At 67.9% G+C, this 14,135-nt stretch carries 12 protein-coding genes; 6 read left to right on the forward strand and 6 right to left on the reverse strand.

Features of this window, described 5'->3' with window-relative positions; genetic code table 11:
- Entirely contained in the window at positions 1-729 is a 729-nt protein-coding gene (locus tag ACZ5PO_RS38650; protein WP_464188572.1) for an SGNH/GDSL hydrolase family protein, read from the forward strand.
- Positions 730-813: 84 nt separating this feature from the next.
- Here ACZ5PO_RS38650 and ACZ5PO_RS38655 read toward each other — a convergent pair whose 3' ends face one another.
- The 3 genes from ACZ5PO_RS38655 to ACZ5PO_RS38665 all read right to left on the reverse strand — a co-directional run bounded on the left by ACZ5PO_RS38655 (position 814) and on the right by ACZ5PO_RS38665 (position 3,620).
- Positions 814-1,542 carry a DUF1345 domain-containing protein gene (locus ACZ5PO_RS38655; RefSeq protein WP_464188574.1) on the reverse strand — a complete coding sequence of 243 codons (729 nt, stop codon included), beginning with the start codon at positions 1,540-1,542 and terminating at the stop codon, positions 814-816.
- Positions 1,543-1,603: 61 nt separating this feature from the next.
- Complete coding sequence (gene tam / locus ACZ5PO_RS38660) at positions 1,604-2,374, reverse strand: trans-aconitate 2-methyltransferase (protein WP_464188576.1); 771 nt, start codon at positions 2,372-2,374, stop codon at positions 1,604-1,606.
- A gap of 13 nt (positions 2,375-2,387) precedes the next feature.
- Positions 2,388-3,620 carry a lytic murein transglycosylase gene (locus ACZ5PO_RS38665; RefSeq protein WP_464188578.1) on the reverse strand — a complete coding sequence of 411 codons (1,233 nt, stop codon included), beginning with the start codon at positions 3,618-3,620 and terminating at the stop codon, positions 2,388-2,390.
- A 99-nt stretch (positions 3,621-3,719) separates the two neighbouring features.
- On the opposite strand from ACZ5PO_RS38665, the gene ACZ5PO_RS38670 reads away from it, so the two are divergent.
- Positions 3,720-4,202: a hypothetical protein gene (locus tag ACZ5PO_RS38670; protein ID WP_464188580.1), complete on the forward strand. Its 483-nt coding sequence runs from the start codon at positions 3,720-3,722 to the stop codon at positions 4,200-4,202.
- A 12-nt stretch (positions 4,203-4,214) separates the two neighbouring features.
- Here the strand turns inward: ACZ5PO_RS38670 and ACZ5PO_RS38675 are convergent, their stop codons facing one another.
- Positions 4,215-4,922 (reverse strand): helix-turn-helix transcriptional regulator, encoded by a 708-nt coding sequence (locus ACZ5PO_RS38675; RefSeq protein WP_464188582.1) that lies wholly within the window; start codon positions 4,920-4,922, stop codon positions 4,215-4,217.
- Positions 4,923-5,018: 96 nt separating this feature from the next.
- Here ACZ5PO_RS38675 and ACZ5PO_RS38680 point away from each other — a divergent pair, with 96 nt between their 5' ends.
- Positions 5,019-5,465 (forward strand): PaaI family thioesterase, encoded by a 447-nt coding sequence (locus tag ACZ5PO_RS38680; protein WP_464197224.1) that lies wholly within the window; start codon positions 5,019-5,021, stop codon positions 5,463-5,465.
- 132 nt (positions 5,466-5,597) lie between these two features.
- On the opposite strand, the gene ettA is transcribed toward ACZ5PO_RS38680, so the two are convergent.
- On the reverse strand, positions 5,598-7,250 hold the full coding sequence (gene ettA / locus ACZ5PO_RS38685) for an energy-dependent translational throttle protein EttA (RefSeq protein ID WP_464188584.1): 1,653 nt from the start codon (positions 7,248-7,250) through the stop codon (positions 5,598-5,600).
- A gap of 386 nt (positions 7,251-7,636) precedes the next feature.
- On the opposite strand from ettA, the gene ACZ5PO_RS38690 reads away from it, so the two are divergent.
- Both ACZ5PO_RS38690 and ACZ5PO_RS38695 read left to right on the forward strand, forming a co-directional pair.
- The gene (locus tag ACZ5PO_RS38690) at positions 7,637-8,515 is read left to right on the forward strand and encodes a dienelactone hydrolase family protein (RefSeq protein ID WP_464188586.1); all 879 of its coding nucleotides are present in this window, start codon (positions 7,637-7,639) and stop codon (positions 8,513-8,515) included.
- Between the two features lie 182 nt (positions 8,516-8,697).
- Complete coding sequence (locus ACZ5PO_RS38695) at positions 8,698-9,951, forward strand: MFS transporter (protein WP_464188588.1); 1,254 nt, start codon at positions 8,698-8,700, stop codon at positions 9,949-9,951.
- A gap of 33 nt (positions 9,952-9,984) precedes the next feature.
- Here the strand turns inward: ACZ5PO_RS38695 and ACZ5PO_RS38700 are convergent, their stop codons facing one another.
- Complete coding sequence (locus ACZ5PO_RS38700) at positions 9,985-11,673, reverse strand: class I adenylate-forming enzyme family protein (protein ID WP_464188590.1); 1,689 nt, start codon at positions 11,671-11,673, stop codon at positions 9,985-9,987.
- 636 nt (positions 11,674-12,309) lie between these two features.
- Between ACZ5PO_RS38700 and ACZ5PO_RS38705 the strand changes: the two genes are divergently transcribed.
- The gene (locus ACZ5PO_RS38705; protein WP_464188592.1) at positions 12,310-13,944 is read left to right on the forward strand and encodes a porin; all 1,635 of its coding nucleotides are present in this window, start codon (positions 12,310-12,312) and stop codon (positions 13,942-13,944) included.
- Positions 13,945-14,135: the final 191 nt, after the last annotated feature.

Raw genomic sequence — 14,135 nt, forward strand, 5'->3', positions numbered from 1 at the left:
ATGTCTCTCCCCAAGACGACATCGCCGAAACTCGTCGCGCCCGAGTGCGTCGCGGCCCGGCCGGCGCTGGCCACCACCGGCGACCTGACCCGCACCGCCGAGCGGCTCGCCGCCGGCGGCAAGCTCTCCATCCTCGCCATCGGCTCATCGACCACCGCGGGCGTCGGCACCTCGTCGCCGACCGCCGCCTATCCGGCACGGCTGGAAGCGGAAATCGAGCGCCGATTGCCCAATGTCGACGTCGTCATCACCGTTTCGGGCGTCGGCGGCGAGACTGCGGTGCAGACCATCACCCGGCTCGAGCGCGAGGTCGCCGCGTCCAAGCCCGATCTGGTGATCTGGCAGGTCGGCACCAACGATGCCCTTTCGGACGTGCGCGAGGACGATTTCCGCTCGCTGGTCGAGCGCGGCATCGCCGCCAGCACGGCGGCCGGCGCCGATCTGATCCTGCTCGATCAGCAGTTCTTCCCGTCGCTGCGCCGCAAGGCCCGCTATGAGCGCTTCGTGCAGATCGTCAAGGATGCGGGGATGAAGAAGCGAGCCTGCGTCTTCGGGCGCTACGCTCTCATGAAGGAATGGGGCGAGGAATCGTCCGAGACGCTCAAGGCGATGCTGTCCGGTGACGGCTTCCACATGAGCGATCGCGGCCACGCCTGCATGGCGCGGATCCTGGCCGACGAAATCGTCAGAGCCTCGTTCACGCAGATGCACACGTCGGGCGCCATATAGGCTGGCTCGCCACCCTGCCGGTCAGAGCATGATCCCAAAAAGTGGACACCGGTCTTTGGGCAAGATCATGCTCAAAACAACGACTTAAAGCAGCCCGGCGGCGACGTTGATGGCGAAGGCCAGAATCGTCGTGTTGAAGAAGAACGCCAGCACGCTGTGGGCGAGCACCACCCGGCGGATCCGCGCCGACGTGATCTGCACATCCGATGTCTGGCTGGCCGCGCCGAGGTTGACGGCGAAATAGGCGAAGTCCCAGTAGTCCGGCCGCGCGTTCACGCCGGGAAACGTGAGGCCGACCTGGCTGTCATCGTTGTAGTACTCATGCGCGTAGTGCAGCGTGAACGCTGTGTGCATGAAGAACCAAGAGCTCAGGATCGTGCACCCGGCCAGCGCCAGCGCCAGCGCGCGCGCATCGGGCGTCTTGTCCTTGACACCGCTCAGCACGAAGCCGATGGCGACGATGCTGGCGACGGCAGCCGCGCAACAGACGATGAGGATGACGGCCGCCCCCTCGTCCTGCTCCACGGCGCGATGACGCATGCGGCTGACGTTGGAGCTGGCCATCATCTGGAAGGCGAGGACGAGCCAGAGGATGGCCCCCGCATTCCACGCCACCAGGATACGCGTGGCGAGCAGGTCGAACAGCCCGGCCGTGACCAGGAACGTCGCCACCATCACGGTAAAGGCGATGCTCGTGCGGATACGCGCCCGCAGCACCCGCAGCCATAGGGGGCGCGGGCGCGGCGCCTGGCCCACATGGGAGGCACCGACCGGCCGCCGTCCGTCGCGGCCGCCGGGCTTCGGCACCTTCATCGATCGTCGTCCCGCGCGGCCGCCTTGCGGCCGCGACGCCGCGGAGCAACCGCGGCCGGGCTCATTTCACCGCCACCAGGAAGAAGCGCGGGAACCTGAGCAGCAGCTTGCCGTCCGTTTGGAGTGGATAGGCGCCGGCGACGGCGGCCCGGTAGGCCGCCAAGTAGGTCTCGCGCTCGTGGTCGTCGAGGGGCGCCAGGAAGGGGCGCAGCCCCGTGCCCTTGACCCATTCGACGACCGCATCAGGCCCGGCCAGAACGAAATTGTAGATCGTGTGCCAGACGTCGACGCGGCTGCAGTGCGGCTTCAGCCGGTCGTAGACGACGTTCGGAGACGCCAGCCGGTCACGCAGGGCGATCGCCCCGGCGAGCTTGTCGGCGAACGGCTGCGCCGCTGCGATCTCGCGCATCAGCCGGTGCGACGGCTCGGCCAGGTTGTCGGGCATCTGCACGGCCAGCACGCCGTCCGGCGGAAGCGCGTCGAGCAGCCGGGCCAGCACCTCGAGGTGGTCCGGCACCCATTGGAAGACGGCGTTGGCGAACAGCAGATCGGTCCCGGGCGGCGGCGCGTAGGTGGTGAGGTCCGCCGCCTCGAAACGCAGTGCCGGCAGTTGCTTGCGCGCCTGCCGCAGCATGTCGGGCGAGCTGTCGACGCCCGAGACCTCGGCCTCGGGGAAGCGCTCGACCAGCAGCTCGGTCGAATTGCCAGGCCCGCAGCCGAGGTCGATGACCTTGAGCCGCGGCCCCGGCGGCACCTGCGCCAGCAGGTCGCGTGCCGCCCGCGTCCGCTCGTCCGCAAACAGCAGGTACTGGCTTGCACTCCAATCCGCCATGGCGGGCCATCTCCTATTCGGCTGCGATCTGGCGCAGCGTCGCCGCATTGGGCCAGCAATCGACGGGAAGCCCGCGCGCCTTCTGGAAGGCGCCCACGGCGAGCCGCGTCTTCATGCCCGCCTTGCCGTCGATCTTGTCCGCATAGACGCCGAGTGCGGCGAGCTTGCGTTGCATGGCGGCGAGCGCGCTCGCCGACGGCTGTGTCACCGGCGACCAGGGCGTGGCGAAGCTGCCCCCGCCAGCGATCCGGTCGGCCAAATGCCCGACGTACAGCACGTAGAGGTCGGAGAAATTGTAGGCCTTGAGCACGAAATAGTTGGTGCCGATGAGAAAGCCGGGGCCGTACGGGCCGGCCGGCAGCAGCAGGGCGAATTTGGCGGAGCCGGGCGCGGCCCCGTCGCCGTCGACCGGCCTGAAGCCGGCGGCGAGCCATTGGCCGTAGCCCTGGGGCTGGTCCGGGTTGCCCAGCGTGCAGTCGACGCCGCGCGGCGGCACCACCTCCAGCGCCCACGGCTCGCCCGGACGCCAGCCTTCACCCTTGAGATGGTTGGCGATGGACGCGAGCGCATCGGGAATCGAGCGCCAGATATCGGGCCGGCCCGACCCGTCGAGATCGACCGCATATTTGTAGTACTGCGACGGCAGCATCTGCGTCATGCCGACGGCGCCGGCCCACGAGCTCTTCAGCGCGGCGCGGGACACGACCCCGTCCTGCAGCAGCTTCAGCGCGTACAGGAACTCGTCACGGTACTCGTCGCGCCGCCGCCCGGCCCAGGCCTGCGTCGCCAGCGTCCGGACCGCGTCGTACTTGCCGACCTGCGTGCCGTAGCCCGTCTCGCGACCGAAGATGGCGAGCACGATCGGCCCCGGCACGCCGAAGCGGCGCTCGATCTCGGCGAGCTGCGGCCGCAGGCTGGCGTACAGCGCCCGCCCCTTGCCGGCGGCACCGCCGATCGCCTTGTCGGACAGGTACTGGGCCGGCGTGGCCGTGAACTCCGCCTGGCCGGCATTGGTCGGGCCGCCCTGCCCCCGGTCCAGGTTGGGCAGCGACAGATCCGGCGTCAGGCCGGCGGTCACCGTGTCGAAGGTGGCTGGGGAGACGCCGAGCGCCTGCGCCTGCGGCCTGAGCGAGGCGATGAAATCCGGAAACTCGGCCGCAGCGGCAGGCCGGCACCAGGCCCCCGTCCCCAGGGCCAGGACAAATACGATCGCAAACGTCATGCGCACGTCGGCACCTCGGATCATGTTGCGGTCGAATCGGCCGCGGCGGCGTTGTCTTGCGCAGGGCGTCTGAAGTACGCCATCACGGACGTTGGGGGTAGCGGCAGGGCGCCAGGGCAGAGCATGATCCGAATCTTTTTCGCCGGGCTCGTGGTGCTGGGCCTGGCGGTGGCGGGCTTGATGGCCGCCTCGCTGGTGCGCGCGGAAACGCCGACCAAGCTCTGCCGCCGCGTCGGATCCGACAACGAGTTCCGGCCCGTGACCCAGGGCCTGATGGGCAAGGTGACTGCTGCCTTCGGCGCCGAGGCCGTTGCCGAGAGCGGCGGCAAGTCGCCGATCTGGCGCTGCATGGCCGGCAAGGTGGTGGCCTGCGTCCCGGGCGGCGAGCGCTATTGCGGCCGCGCCGACACCCAGGTGATGGCGACGTCCGATTCCTCCGCCTTCTGCCAGTCCCATCCGGGCAGCGCCTCGATCCCGAGCGCGGTCACCGGCCGCGACACGATCTTCAAATGGAGTTGCGACGGCACCACACCCCGGAACGAAGGCGCGGTGCGCACCGTCGACCCGCGCGGCTTCGTGGCGGACTACTGGAGAGTGCTCGAGTGACACGGCGGTCCGTCAGAAGGCCTGCCGCCGCGGCCGCTCATCGAGGCTCGCCGCGACCTGCGCCAGATAGGTCGCGAGATCGCGGCCCGGCTCGTCGGTGAAGGACGTCTGCGACACCACGGGCTCCCGCACGCGGTCGAGGCGGAACACGCGAAAGTCACGCCTCAGCCCGCACCAGGCGATCAGCAGCCAGCCCTCCGAAAAGGCGGTGAGCGCCAGCGGCCGGACCTCGCGCTCGCTCGCCTTGCCTTCGGCATCGGTGTAGCGGAAGGCGACGAGCTTGCGGGCGCGCAGCGCGCCCCGCAGCGCCGCCGCGAACGCCGGCGCCCGCCGTTCCGGCCGCTGGGAGGCGCGCAGCCGCTGGTCCTCCACCCCAGGCGCCGATTGGCCGGTCCAGACCGTATCGATCTTGACCCTGGCCGCGCGGGCAGCCGCCGCCAGGGCCGGGTCGCCGACCTGCGTCACGTAGGCCAGACCGAGCGCCAGGGCCTCGAGTTGGTCATGGTCGAAGGTCAGCGGCGGCAGGTCGACCGGGCCGCGCAGCAGATAGCCGACGCCGGCCTGGCCATCGATCGGGAACCCCTGCGCCTGCAGCGAGACGATGTCGCGGTAGACCGTGCGCACGGAAACCTCAAGCCGCCGGGCGAGCGCATCGGCGGTCACCAGCTTCTCCCCCCGGAGATGGCCGATGAGCTCGATCAGGCGGTCGGCGCGGCGCACGGGTTCATCGAACTGTCTCCTGACGCCATGCTGTCAGGAGCAGAAGCGTAATCCTGCAGCTCGCCTACGGCAACGAGCCAGCAGGAGCAGGCCATGATGAACACACTGGCAGCAGACACGACCGCGGCCTCGGCCCTCCTGGGCAGCATCCCGATGCCGCCGAGCGCGCAGTTGCTGGGCTGGCACATCGTAGCGGCGGACCCCGCCCGCGGCTGGATCAGGATCGGCTTCGACGGCAAACGTGCGTTCCTCAACCCGGCCGGCCTGATCCAGGGCGGCATCCAGACGGCGATGCTGGACGACACCATGGGACCTGCCGTGTGGATCAAGACCGGCGGCGAGCAGTACACCGCGACCATCGACATGAATGTGAGCTTCCTGGCGCCCGCCCGTCCCGGTCCGCTCTTCGGTGAAGGCGCCGTCGTCCAGCTCGGCCGCACCATCGCCTTCATGGAGGCGCGGTTGATGGATGGCGACGGCCAGATCGTGGCGCGGGCCAACGCCAGCGCCCGGCTGATGCATGCCGCGCGCGCCCTGGGATAGAAAGGAAAGTCATTTCTAGTGGATGGATGGCCGGGTCAAGCCCGGCCATGACGACGTGGCAGTTTCCTCCAACGTCATGGCCGGGCTTGACCCGGCCATCCATCTATTCACAAGACGAATCGCGTCGAGATGTCAGCGCGAGAACTTCTTGTACTGGATACGCTTGGGGATGACCGAATCGATGCCGAGGCGCCGCTTCTTGTCGTTCTCGTAATCCTGGAAGTTGCCTTCGAACCATTCGACGTGGCTGTCGCCCTCGAAGGCCAGCATGTGGGTGGCGATGCGGTCCAGGAACATGCGATCGTGGCTGATGATGACGGCGCAGCCCGCGTAATCCTCGAGCGCCTCTTCCAGCGCGCGCAGCGTGTCGATGTCGAGGTCGTTGGTCGGCTCGTCGAGCAGCAGCACGTTGGCGCCCGACTTCAGCATCTTGGCCAGGTGCACGCGGTTGCGCTCACCGCCCGACAGGCTGCCGACCTTCTTCTGCTGATCGCCGCCCTTGAAGTTGAAGGCGCCGCAATAGGCGCGACTGTTGATCTCCTTCTTGCCGAGGTAGATGACCTCGGCGCCCTCGGAGATCTCCTCCCAGACCGTCTTGCCGGCGTCGAGCGCATCGCGAGACTGGTCGACGTAGCCGAGCGAGACCGCATCGGCGATCTCGATATGGCCCTCGTCGGGCTTGTCCTGGCCGGCGATCATGCGGAACAGCGTGGTCTTGCCGGCGCCGTTGGGACCGATGACGCCGACGATGCCGCCCGGCGGCAGCTTGAACGACAGGTCGTCGATGAGCAGCTTGTCGCCGAAGCCCTTCTTGATGCCCTCGAACTCGATGACCTTGTTGCCCAGGCGCTCGGCCACCGGAATGATGATCTGCGCGGTCTGCGGCGACTTGTCCGCCTGCTTGGCGACCAGTTCCTCGTAGCGCTGGATGCGCGCCTTGCTCTTGGTCTGGCGCGCCTTGGGCGAGGCGGCGATCCACTCCTGCTCGCGGTCCAGCGCGCGCTGGCGCGACTCCTCCTCGCGGCCCTCCTGCTTCAGACGCTTCTGCTTCTGCACCAGCCAGGAGGAGTAGTTGCCCTCGTAGGGGATGCCGCGGCCACGGTCGAGCTCGAGGATCCAGCCGGTGACGTTGTCGAGGAAGTAGCGGTCGTGGGTGACGATCAGGATCGCGCCGGGGTAGGTGCGCAGATGGCCTTCCAGCCAGTTGACGGTCTCGGCATCCAGGTGGTTGGTCGGCTCGTCGAGCAGCAGCAGCTCCGGCTGCTCGAGCAGCAGGCGGCAGAGCGCGACGCGGCGCTTCTCGCCGCCGGAGAGGCGGCCTACGTCCCAATCGTCGGGCGGGCAGCCGAGCGCCTCCATGGCCTGATCCACCTGGCTGTCCAGATCCCACAGGCCCTTGGCCTCGATCTGGTCCTGCAGCTTGGTCATCTCGTCGGCGGTCTCGTCCGAGTAGTTCATGGCGAGCTCGTTGTAGCGGTCGAGGATCGCCTTCTTCTCCGCCACGCCGTCGAGGACGTTCTCACGCACGGTCTTGGCGGCATCGAGCTGCGGCTCCTGCGCCAGGTAGCCCACGCGCGCGCCTTCCGCGACCCAGCCGTCGCCGCTCCAGTCCTTGTCGATGCCGGCCATGATCTTGAGCAGCGTCGACTTGCCCGCGCCGTTGACGCCGAGAACGCCGATCTTGGCGTCCGGGTAGAAGGACAGGTTGACGTCGTCGAGGATCTTCTTGCCGCCGGCGTAGGCCTTGGTCAGGCCGCGCATGTGGTAGATGAATTGACGGGACATGAAACGGGCTCCACCCGGTTTGGGTGCTCAGGATCGGCACGCCGGATGGCGCCACCGGCCGCCAGAACAATTCCCGATCGGATGGGATCATCTGACCGGGAAATGCTCCAGGTTTTGAATTCTGGAGCGCCTTTTTCACGATCGGGTGATTCCGCCCGATCGCGAAGCGCTCTAGGGGAATGATTGGCGCCCTATCTAGCGTTCGCTCCCCGGCCCTGCAAGGCGGACGCGGCAAGCCAGGGATGCTCGTTCTACGGTTGTCACGCAGCCTTGGCAGGACTCGGGCGTGCACCGTCCGCGCTCACGCCTATATGATTGGCGCCAGGCGGCCAGGTGAGCTGTCGCGTGAGCTGGAAATCGGGGCGGGCGACGGGAAGGGAGCAAAGATGACGCAAATGGACGATCTCGAAGGCCTCCGAGGCCTCATCAACGAGCCGCTGTCCCGCCGCGGCTTCGTCATGACCGCGCTGATGAGCGGCTTCACCGTCGCCACCGCCCATGCCCAGCCCGGCCAGACGATCAACACGCCGGCCGCCGGGCTCGTCGCCGGCGAGGTGAAGATCAAGGTCGCCGACGGCGAGATGCCGGCCTACCGCGCCATGCCGGAAGGCGCCGGGCCGTTCCCCATCGTGCTCGTGGTCGAGGAGATCTTCGGCGTGCACGAATACATCGCGGACGTCTGCCGGCGCTTGGCCAAGCAAGGCTACCTTGCCGTCGCGCCCGAGCTCTACGCCCGCCGCGGCGACATCTCCAAGGTCAGCGACGTGCAGGTGATCCTGCGCGACTTCATCGCCAAGACCCCGGACGCGGAGGTGCTCTCCGATCTCGACGCGACCGCCAAATGGGCCGTGACCGACAGCAAGGGCGACCCCAAGCGGCTCGCCATCACCGGCTTCTGCCGCGGCGGCCGGGCGGTGTGGCTCTACGCCGCCCACAACCCGGACGTGAAGGCCGCCGTCGCCTGGTACGGGCCGCTCGGCGGCCAGCCGACGCCGATCCAGCCCAAGACCGCGGCCGACGTGGCCGCCGACATCAAGGCGCCGGTGCTCGGCCTCTACGGCGGCGCGGACCCCGGCATCCCGGTGGCGGCGGTGGAAGCCCAGCGCGACAAGGCCAAAGCCGCGGGCAAGACCGTCGAGATCGTCATTTACCCCGAGGCGGGGCACGCCTTCCACGCCGACTATCGCCCGAGCTACAACAAGCAGGCGGCGGAAGACGGCTGGCAGCGCATGCTCGCCTGGTTCAAGACCTACGGCGTCGCCTGACGGGTGAGCCGGCGGGCCTTTCCTCGCGCGCCAAATCAAGAGATGGTGGTCACGGGGCGGTGGCCACCCGATCGCGCGTTCGGGAACGATGAGCCGCCAATACGGGACGGAAACGCTGAGAGAGCCTGCCGGGAGCCCCCTGGAGCGGGCCGAGGAGTGATCATGCGCGGAGCATCGCGACCATGACGGCGCTGGTCGACGCCGCCAGACGACGCGAATCGGCCAGATGGGGCTGGATCGTCGTCGCCGCCGCCTTCACGGTGATGTTCATCGGTCTCGGCAGCACGTACACGTTCCCTGCCTTCTTCGCGTCCTTGCAGCAGGAGTTCGGCGCGCCGCGCGCGGCGCTCTCCTGGGCCTTCTCGTTCGGCGTGGCGATCTATTTCGCCGTCGGCGCCTTGAGCGGGCCGCTGACGGATCGGTTCGGCGCGCGCTGGGTGGTGTTCACGGGCATGCTCCTGGTCGGCGCGGGCCTCATCGTCGCGGCGCAGGCGGCCAGCCTGTGGGTGCTCTACCTCGGCATCGGGCTGGGGGTCGGCCTCGGCGTCGGCTTCTCCTACGTGCCGGCCATCAGCGCCGTGCAGCGGTGGTTCGTGCTGCGCCGCGGCTTCGCCTCAGGCATCGCCGTCTCCGGCATCGGCGTCGGCACGCTGGTGATGCCCAAGATCGCCGAGGCGCTCATCGATCACCTGGGGTGGCGTGGCGCCTATCTGACGCTCGGTCTCCTCGCCCTCGCCGGTGGCGGGCTCGCCTCCCTCTTCGTCGACAACTCGCCCGAGCGGCGCGGCCTCCTGCCCGACGGCGGCGTGCTGGCCGGCGCGCCGCCGGCGCGAGGCGAATTGCCGGGCCTGAGCGTCGGGCAGGCCCTGCGCTCCAAGCCCTTCCGCCTGCTCTATATCGCGTCTGTCCTGGCCTCGATCGGCCTGTTCATGCCCTTCGTGCATCTGACGCCGTCGGCCGAGGATCGCGGCGTCGAGCACTCGACCGCGGTGACGCTCTTCGCGCTGATCGGCGTCGGCTCGACGGCGGGCCGGTTCCTGATCGGCGGCGTCGCCGACCGCCTCGGCCGCAAGCGGTCGCTGATGATGATGTTCGCCGGCATCGCGGTGATGATGGGCTGGTGGCTGGTCGCCGGCAGCGCCCTCGGGCTGGCGGTCTTCGCGCTGGTGTTCGGCGTCTGCTACGGCGGTTACGTGGCGCTCGCCCCCGCCCTGCTGGTCGACTATTTCGGGCCGCGCAACGCCAGCGGCATCATCGGGCTGGCCTACACCGCAGGCGCCCTGGGCACCCTGCTCGGCCCGCCGCTCGCCGGATACGCCTTCGACGTCAGCGGCAGCTACGCGCTGCCGATTGCGGCTGCCGGATTGGCCGCACTGCTCAGCGCCGGGCTCGTCAGCATGCTCGACGAGCCGGCAACGGCTTCGTCAGGCCGCTGAGCCATGTGCATCGTGCGCCTGCGAGGACCGAACTTAGCCAGCGAATAGACTTCGCAGATCGCGCTTCAGGATCTTGCCGTTGGCATTGCGTGGCAACGGCTCGCGGCGGATGTCGATACGGATCGGCACCTTGAAGGCGGCAAGGCGCCCGGCCACGTGCCGCTTCAGCTCGTCCTCGTCGAGCTCGAACCCCGGCTTGACCTGGACGACGGCGCCGACCTCCTCGCCGAGCACCCGATGCGGAATGCCGACGACGGCCGCATCCATGACGGCGGGATGGCTGTACAAGGCGTCCTCGACCTCGGTGCAGTAGATGTTCTCGCCGCCGCGGATCAGCATGTCCTTGGCCCGGTCGAGGATATAGATGTAGCCGTCGGCATCGCGGCGCACGACGTCGCCCGTGTGCAGCCAGCCCTCGGTGAAGCTCTTGGCGGTCTCCTCGGGCTTGTTCCAATAGCCCTTCACCACGTTGGGGCCCTTCACCCAGAGCTCGCCGATCTCGCCGGCCGGCAGGTCGCGCCCGTCCGGATCGACGACGCGGATGTCGCAGACGGGAATCGGCTGGCCGACGCTGTCGGGCCGCTCGACGTATTCCGGTCCCTGATTCTGCGCCACCACAGACGAGGTCTCGGTCAGGCCGTAGCCGTTGCCTGCCACGGCGGCCGGAAAGGTGCTCTTCACCCGCCGCAACAGCTCGGCCGAGGCCGGCGCACCGCCATAGCTCACGCCCTCCAGGCTCGACAGGTCGTACTTGTCGAAGTCCGGGTGCTCCATGATCTGCCAGGCGATGGCGGGCACGCCGGTGAAGGCGCTGACCTTCTCCCGCTCGATCAGCTGCAAGCCGCGGGCCGGGTCCCAGCGGTACATCAGCACCAGCGTATTCCCGGCGGCGAAAGTGGGCAGCATGCCGGAGTGGCAGCCGGTGACGTGGAACAGCGGCACCGGCAGCAGGAAGGCCCGCTGCGGCGCAGTCGCCGGATCGGGCAGCGCAACGCCGGCGACGAGCGCCGTCTTCGCCCGGTTGTAAGCGATCGTCCACTGGTTGGTGCAGATGTTGCGATGGGTGCCGAGCGCGCCCTTGGGCTTACCCGTCGTGCCGGAGGTGTAGAAGATCGTGGCGTCGTCGTCCGGCGCCAGCCGGACGGCCGGAAGCTCGAGCTCCTGCTCGGCGGTGACGAGATCGGTCCAGGCCCAGGCGCCGTCCGGCAACGGCCCGCCGGCACGGGTCACCACGAGGCCGCGCAGCCCCAGGCCATCCAGGTACGGAGCGATCCGCTCCAGACGCTCGCCATCGGCGATGAACACGACCGAGCCGGAATCGGCGAGGCAGTACTCCAGCTCCGGGCCGCTCATCCAGGCGTTGAGGGGCACCACGATGGCGCCGATGGCGACGGTGGCCCAGAAGGCCACCGACCATTCCGGGTAGTTGCGCATGGCCACGGCGACGCGGTCGCCCTTGCGGACGCCGAAACGCGACGAGAGCTCCTGGGCCAGCCTGGCGCAGGCGCGGAAATGCTCCGCGTAGGTCAGCCGCTCATCCTCGTGGACGATATAGACGGCATCGCCGTAGCGGCGGCTGCTGTCGAGGAAGGACCGAAGATGGGGCGCCGCGTTCTTCCATATGCGTGTGCGAAGGCCGCGGATGACGGCTTCGTCGACTTCGTAGGGTGCGCCGGGCGCCGTCAGGATCGCTCTCGCCTCGGCCGATGTCGCTGCCGCCATGGAAACACGGGCCTCCCCAATCGATTATCTGCGGGACTTTGAGCGAAGGTGAACCCGGCAGACAAGGCCATGCGAGCCATCGCAGCTCTGCCGCCAGCGCGTGGCCCGCGTCCGGCAGATCGACGTGATTCGCGATCAATCTTCTCTCGACTGCACGAACGAGAGAATTAACTGCCCCGACCGCTGGAACAGCGAAGTCGAGTATTTGAAAGCCGACGAAATTACGACACTTATGTGACAGCCATTTGTGGCTCGCGCATCCCTCAGGACAGGGAAAGAGCGTCCAGAAACCGCAATTTTGCCCCCGAAAGCTGTGGCGGCAAGACCACACTGGGCCCTTCGAGGTGTGTCATACGCGACACCCGCATTGACCGTGCGCGGACCCGGCGCCTAGGTTCCGCTCTAGGCGGAGGTGCTTCGAACACGTTCCTGTCGTTGGAGAATTGACGCGGCGGCACGGCTGACGAGGTGCTGACTGCGATTTTCCTGGGCAGCGTGGGGGCCGCAGCCCGTAACGCCACTGTCATGATGCGCCGCTAGGCATGTGACGCATCGCACAAGAACAAAATTTGGTCGCACTTTGAACACCTTGCCGGGTGGCAGGGGTGTCCATCTTTTAGACTCTGGAGGTTGATCGTGAACATCGTGAGAGCAATCCTGCTCGGCTCCGCTGCAAGCTTGTCGATGCTGACGGGCGCCGAAGCCGCGGACTTGCCGATGACGAAAGCTGCGCCAGTTGAATACGTGCGGGTCTGCACCGCCTATGGGCCAGGGTTCTTCTACATCCCCGGCACCGATACCTGCATCAAGATCGGCGGCCGTGCCCGCTTCGAATACCAGTACACGGCGCCGCTGAAGAACATCGGCTCGGACGTGTCGAGCTATCGCGGCCTCGGCCGCCTGCAGGTCGATGCCCGCACGGCCTCCGAATGGGGCGTGGTGCGCACCTTCGTGCGCTTTGAGATCGCAAGCCGCACCGGCGGCTGGCCGCTCCGTTCGGGCACCTCCGAGCGTCAGGCTCAGGCCTTCTACGCCACCGGCATCGACACCTTCGGTCGCGCCCAGAAGTACGTCGAGGTCGATAAGGCCTTCATCCAGTTCGCCGGTCTCACCGCCGGCCGCTACAGCTCGTTCTATGACTTCTACGGTCACGAGCTCGAGCTGATCGGCAACTCGGCCAGCTCCGAGGTGCAGAGCACCAACGGCATCGCCTACACCGCCAAGCTCGGCGGCGGCTTCACCGCCACCCTGTCGATCGAGGATCCGACCGCCCGCCGGCAGCCGCTGTACACCTCCGGCGGCATCTACCCCAACAACGCCACGGCCAACTCGACCCTGCCGAGCAGCCTGCGCAACCTGCCCTACAACGGCACCACCTTCACCAGCGGCATCGGCCTGACCTTCAACCCGGCCACCGGCCTGCCGACCTCGTACTCGCTGGTCGACATCGCCCAGCGCAACCAGCTGCCTGACTTCGTCGGCGTGCTGCGCTACGACGGCGGCTGGGGTTCGGCCCAGTTGTCGGCGGCGACGCACCAGATCAGCGTCGGGACGATCGTCCAGAACAGCATCGCCAACACCCCGGGGAACCTCTACACGACCCAGCGTCCCGACGCCGCCTACGGCTACGCGATCCAGGGTGGTGTGAAGTTCAAGCTGGACATGATCTCGCCCGGCGATCAGCTGTGGCTGCAGGCGGCCTACGGCAAGGGCGCCCTCTCCTACACCGGCGTCACCGCGCTGTGCGGCGGCGAGAACCGTACCTGCCAGAGCTGGGGTCGCTTCAACACCGACACCTTCGACGGCTACCTGAACGCCTACGGCGACATCAAGCTCACCCAGAGCTGGTCGTTCGTCGCTTCGTACCTGCACTACTGGACCCCGACCGTCCGTCAGGCCATCTTCGGCAGCTATGCTGGCGTCGAATACGGCAAGGGCGCCCGCGGTCCGCTGGGCCCGCTCTACGCCGGCGTCGGCGGCTCGCTCATCCCCGCCAACCTGAACTTCACCCCGGCGCAGGCCATCGCTTACGCCTACTCGCCGGCCATGAAGGACTACAACCTCTTCTACGTCGGCACCAACGTCGTGTGGTCGCCGGTCAAGGACCTCGATATCGGCGCCGAGGTCAGCTACGCCCAGAACACCCCGTCTGGCCGCGTGGTCGACATGAACAAGCCGGTCACCTACACGATCAACGGCGTGCCGACGCCGAAGACCACCAGCATGGACTACGTCTGGGAAACGCGCCTGCGCATCCAGCGCGACTTCTGATCCCACGCTCAGCTTCGGCTGATCCAAGCGAGAGGCCCCGGTTCTCCGGGGCCTTTTTGCGTTTGACGTCCAATGACCACCCGCCGTGCGCCATAAGCTGAGGCGGGACGACCCAACTGTGTCCTTGGCGACACAGCAGGGCTTTCCGCGGCCGCCAATCATGACAACAACGTGACAGTCGGGAGCAACCT

Source organism: Chelatococcus sp. KU-N122, from assembly GCF_055391085.1.

Excerpts from the sequence above, each read along its gene's own strand:
- ACZ5PO_RS38650 (WP_464188572.1), top strand. The coding sequence starts at position 1 with ATGTCTCTCCCCAAGACGACATCGCCGAAACTCGTCGCGCCCGAGTGC.
- ACZ5PO_RS38655 (WP_464188574.1), bottom strand. The coding sequence starts at position 1,542 with ATGAAGGTGCCGAAGCCCGGCGGCCGCGACGGACGGCGGCCGGTCGGT.
- tam (WP_464188576.1), bottom strand. The coding sequence starts at position 2,374 with ATGGCGGATTGGAGTGCAAGCCAGTACCTGCTGTTTGCGGACGAGCGG.
- ACZ5PO_RS38665 (WP_464188578.1), bottom strand. The coding sequence starts at position 3,620 with ATGATCCGAGGTGCCGACGTGCGCATGACGTTTGCGATCGTATTTGTC.
- ACZ5PO_RS38670 (WP_464188580.1), top strand. The coding sequence starts at position 3,720 with ATGATCCGAATCTTTTTCGCCGGGCTCGTGGTGCTGGGCCTGGCGGTG.
- ACZ5PO_RS38680 (WP_464197224.1), top strand. The coding sequence starts at position 5,019 with ATGAACACACTGGCAGCAGACACGACCGCGGCCTCGGCCCTCCTGGGC.
- ettA (WP_464188584.1), bottom strand. The coding sequence starts at position 7,250 with ATGTCCCGTCAATTCATCTACCACATGCGCGGCCTGACCAAGGCCTAC.
- ACZ5PO_RS38690 (WP_464188586.1), top strand. The coding sequence starts at position 7,637 with ATGACGCAAATGGACGATCTCGAAGGCCTCCGAGGCCTCATCAACGAG.
- ACZ5PO_RS38695 (WP_464188588.1), top strand. The coding sequence starts at position 8,698 with ATGACGGCGCTGGTCGACGCCGCCAGACGACGCGAATCGGCCAGATGG.
- ACZ5PO_RS38700 (WP_464188590.1), bottom strand. The coding sequence starts at position 11,673 with ATGGCGGCAGCGACATCGGCCGAGGCGAGAGCGATCCTGACGGCGCCC.